The organism is Kitasatospora sp. GP82 (assembly GCF_029892105.1).
Lineage (GTDB): Bacteria > Actinomycetota > Actinomycetes > Streptomycetales > Streptomycetaceae > Kitasatospora.
In genome coordinates, this window is the sequence record NZ_JARZAJ010000104.1 from 1 (window position 1) to 4,489 (window position 4,489).

Consider the following 4,489-nt stretch of genomic DNA (forward strand, 5'->3'; position numbering starts at 1 on the left):
TCGACTCCCTGGCGGCCACCGAACTGCGCAACCAGCTCAACACCCTCACCGGCCTGCGCCTGCCCGCCACCCTCGCCTTCGACTACCCCAACGCCCAGAGCGTCACCGACCACATCGTCACCACACTCGGCGGCGACGCGGACACCGACGGTGCGCTGAGCGACGATCCGGCGCGACGCCACGTCGGCGAGCGCCCGGCGGACGACGAGCCGATCGCGATCGTGGGTATGGCGTGCCGCTACCCGGGAGGTGTCAGCACCCCCGAGGGACTGTGGCAGCTGGTGCTCGACGGTCTGGACACCGTGTCGGACCTGCCGGCCAACCGTGGCTGGAACATCGAGGACCTCTACGACCCGGAGCCGGGCAGGGACGGCAAGAGCTACACCCGCCGGGGCAGCTTCCTGTACGACGCGGGGGAGTTCGACCCGGCGTTCTTCGGCATCTCGCCGCGCGAGGCGCTCTACATGGACCCGCAGCAGCGACTGCTGCTCGAAACGTCGTGGGAGGCACTGGAGCGGGCGGGCATCGACCCGACGTCGCTGCGGGGCAGCCGGACCGGTGTGTTCGCGGGCGTCATGTACCACGACTACGCGCTCAACGTGAATCCCTCCGGCACCAGCGGCGGCAGCGTCGTCTCGGGCCGGGTGTCGTACACGCTGGGTCTGGAGGGGCCCGCCGTCACCGTCGACACGGCCTGCTCGTCGTCACTGGTGGCGTTGCACCTGGCGGTGCAGGCGCTGCGTTCCGGCGAGTGCTCGTTGGCACTCGCCGGCGGTGCCACGGTGATGTCCACACCGGGGATGTTCATCGAGTTCAGCCGCCAGCGGGGGCTGTCCGTGGACGGTCGCTGCAAGGCGTTCGCGGGTGCGGCGGACGGGGTCGGCTGGTCGGAGGGCGTCGGTGTGCTGCTCGTCGAGCGGCTGTCGGACGCGCTGCGCAACGGCCATCAGGTGCTGGCGGTGGTGCGTGGCTCGGCGGTCAACCAGGACGGCGCGAGCAACGGGTTCACCGCGCCGAACGGTCCTTCGCAGCAGCGGGTGATCCGGCAGGCCCTGGCGACGGCAGGTCTCTCGGCCTCCGAGGTCGACGCGGTGGAGGCACACGGTACGGGGACGACGCTGGGTGACCCGATCGAGGCCCAGGCCCTCCTCGCGACGTACGGTCAGGACCGGCCGGAGGACCGGCCGCTCCTGCTGGGCTCGATCAAGTCCAACATCGGCCACGCTCAGGCGGCGGCGGGTGTGGCGGGTGTGATCAAGATGGTCATGGCGATGAGCCACGGCGTCCTGCCGCGCACCCTGCACGTGGACGAGCCCTCGCCTCACGTGGACTGGTCCGAAGGCGCGGTCGAGTTGCTCACCGAACCGGTGGACTGGCCGGACACCGGCCGCCCGCGCCGCGCGAGCGTCTCGGCTTTCGGGATCAGCGGCACCAACGCCCATGTGGTCCTGGAGCAGGGGCCGCAGCGGCCGAGCGACCCGGCGCCGCGATCCGGAGGGTCGGACGAGGTGGGCGAGGCGGACGGGGTGGACGAGTCCGCCGGGGCGGTGCCCTGGCTGGTGTCCGCCGCGACGCCGGAGGCCCTGCGGGCCCAGGCCGAACGCCTGCTGTCCTTCGTGGAGTCCCGGCCGGAGCTGACCCCGCTGGAGACGGCCCGTGCGCTGGCGACGACCCGGTCCGCTCTGGAGCGCCGCGCGGTGGTGGTCGGAACGCAGCGGGACGAGCTGCTGAGCGGCCTTCGCGCGCTGGCGCATGGCGCCCCCGCCGCAGGTGACTCCGCCCCGGGTGTCTTCACGGCGTCCGCGCGAAGCAGCGCTTCGACGGCGTTCCTGTTCTCGGGGCAGGGGTCTCAGCGCCTGGGTATGGGACGGGAGTTGTACGGCCGGTTCCCGGTGTTCGCGGAGGCGTTCGACGCGGTGTGCGCGGGGCTGGACGAGCACCTCGACGAGCCGGTTCGGGCTGTGCTGTGGGGCGAGGACCAGGAACTCCTCAACCGGACCGTCCACGCCCAGGCAGGGCTGTTCGCCATCGAGGTCGCGCTGTTCCGCCTCCTCGAATCCTGGGGTGTGCGGCCGGACTTCGTGGCCGGGCACTCGATCGGTGAAGTCGCGGCCGCGCATGTGGCCGGAGTCTTCTCGCTGGCGGACGCGTGTGCGCTGGTGGCGGCTCGTGGCCGTCTGATGCAGGCGCTGCCCGCCGGCGGGGCCATGGTTGCCGTCCAGGCCGGTGAGGATGAAGTCCTCCCACTGCTGGGTGAGTTGGTGTCGGTCGCGGCGGTCAACGGTCCGTCGTCCGTCGTCGTCTCCGGTGCCGAGGACGCGGTGGAGGCGATCCGCGCCCACTTCGAGGGCCAGGGCCGCAGGACGACCCGTCTGCGGGTCTCGCACGCCTTCCACTCCCCGCTGATGGACCCGATGCTCGAAGAGTTCGGCCGGGTCGTCGAAGGCCTGTCGCCTCAGGCGCCCGGCATTCCCGTGGTGTCCAACCTGACGGGTGCGCTCGCCACGGGCGAGCAGCTGCGCTCTCCGCAGTACTGGGTGGAGCACGTGCGCGAGGCGGTGCGCTTCGCGGACGGCGTACGTACCCTGCACACGCTGGGTGTGACCCGATTCGTCGAACTCGGACCGGAGGCCGTACTCACCGGGATGGCCGAGGACTGCCTCGACGACTCGGCTGCCGGCGCCCTGCTGGCCCCGGTGCTGCGCACGGGCCGCGACGAGGCAGCGATTCTGGTGGCTGCGATTGCCCGTCTGCACGCCGTCGGAGCGGCCGTGGACTGGCGGGCCTTCTTCGCGGGGGCCGGGGTAAGGACCGGGACCCGGACCGGGGCAGATGCCCGGCACGTCGAGCTGCCGACGTACGCGTTCCAGCATCAGGAGTACTGGCTGGACGCCACCAGCCCGGTCGGCGACCTGGGTTCGGTCGGCGTGGGGTCCGCCGACCACCCGCTGCTCGGCGCGTCCGTGGAACTGGTCAACACGGACGGATACCTCTTCACGGGCCGTCTGTCGCTGGAGTCGCACCCGTGGCTGGCGGACCACATGGTGCTGGGGCGTGTCCTCGTCCCCGGCACGGGCCTGCTCGAACTGGCCATGCGGGCCGGCTCCGAGGTCGGCTGCGAGGTGGTGGAGGAGCTGACGCTGGCTGCCCCGCTGCTGCTGCCCGCGCAGGGCGGCGTGCGGGTGCAGGTGTGGGTCGGCGAGCCCGACGAGTCCGGCCGCCGAGGTGTCACGGTGCACTCCCGCCCGGACGACGGGCAGAGCGACGGGCAGGGCGGGACGTGGGTTCGCCACGCCTCCGGCTCCTTGACTCCTGCGGTTGCCCCTGTTTCCCCGGCCTCGGCCGGAACTGCCGGAGCGTTCGACACCTCGGTGTGGCCGCCGGTGGGTGCCGAGGCGGTGTCGGTGGATGGTGCTTACGAGGGGTTTGCGGAGGCCGGGTTCGGTTACGGTCCGGTCTTCCAGGGGCTGCGGGCTGTGTGGCGGCGTGGTGACGAGCTGTTCGCCGAGGTGGCGCTGCCGGAGCAGGCCCAGGGGGACGCAGAGCGCTTCGGTCTGCACCCGGCCCTGCTCGATGCCGTCATGCATGCGGCGATCCTGACGAGTTCGGGCGAGATGGCCATCCCGTTCGTGTGGAGCGGTGTGTCGCTGTATGCGGTCGGTGCGTCGGCGGTGCGGGTGCGGTTGACGCAGCTCGGTGACGGCGGACTGTCGATGGCCATTGCCGATGTGACCGGTGCGCCGGTGTTGTCGGTGGAGTCGATGGTGGGTCGTCCGGTGTCGGCGGAGCAGTTGGGTGCCGCCAGTGGTGGTTCGGGCGAGGTGTTGTACGGGGTTGAGTGGTCGGCGGTTCCGTCGGCGGGTGGTGGTGGGTTGTCCTTCGTGGAGTGGGATGGCTTGTCGGTGTCGGGTCCGGTGCCGGATGTGGTGGTGCTGGATGTGAGCGCGGGTGCGGGTTCGGTGGCCGATGTGCCGTCCGGGGTGCGTGCGGTGACGCATCGGGTGCTGGGTGCGGTGCAGTGCTGGTTGGGTGAGGAGCGGTTTGCGGGTTCTCGCCTGGCGGTGGTGACGCGTGGTGCGGTTGCCACTGGCGAGGGTGTGGGTGTGGATGTGGTGCAGGCTCCGGTGTGGGGTCTGGTGCGTTCGGCGCAGGCGGAGAATCCGGGGCGTTTCCTGCTGGTCGACATTGACGGGGAGTCGGTTTCGGAGGAGGCGTTGCGCTCGGCGGTGGCGTTGGGTGAGCCGGAGTCGGCGGTGCGTGCGGGTGAGGTGCTGGTTCCGAGGTTGGTGCGTCTGGCGTCTGGTCGGTCGGAGGTGGTCTTCGATCCTGAGGGTGTGGTGCTGGTCACGGGTGGTACGGGTGGTCTGGGTGCGGTGGTGGCTCGTCATCTGGTGGCCGAACAGGGTGTGCGGCATCTGGTGCTGACGAGCCGTCGTGGTCTGGATGCGCCTGGTGTGCCGGAGTTGGTGGTGGAGTTGTCCGCTCTGGG

General features: G+C 71.2%; 1 protein-coding gene. It reads left to right on the top strand.

The features are described 5' to 3' along the window. A partial coding sequence (locus tag P3T39_RS37155; RefSeq protein ID WP_280703749.1) for a beta-ketoacyl synthase N-terminal-like domain-containing protein occupies nt 1-4,489 on the top strand: 4,489 nt, incomplete at both ends.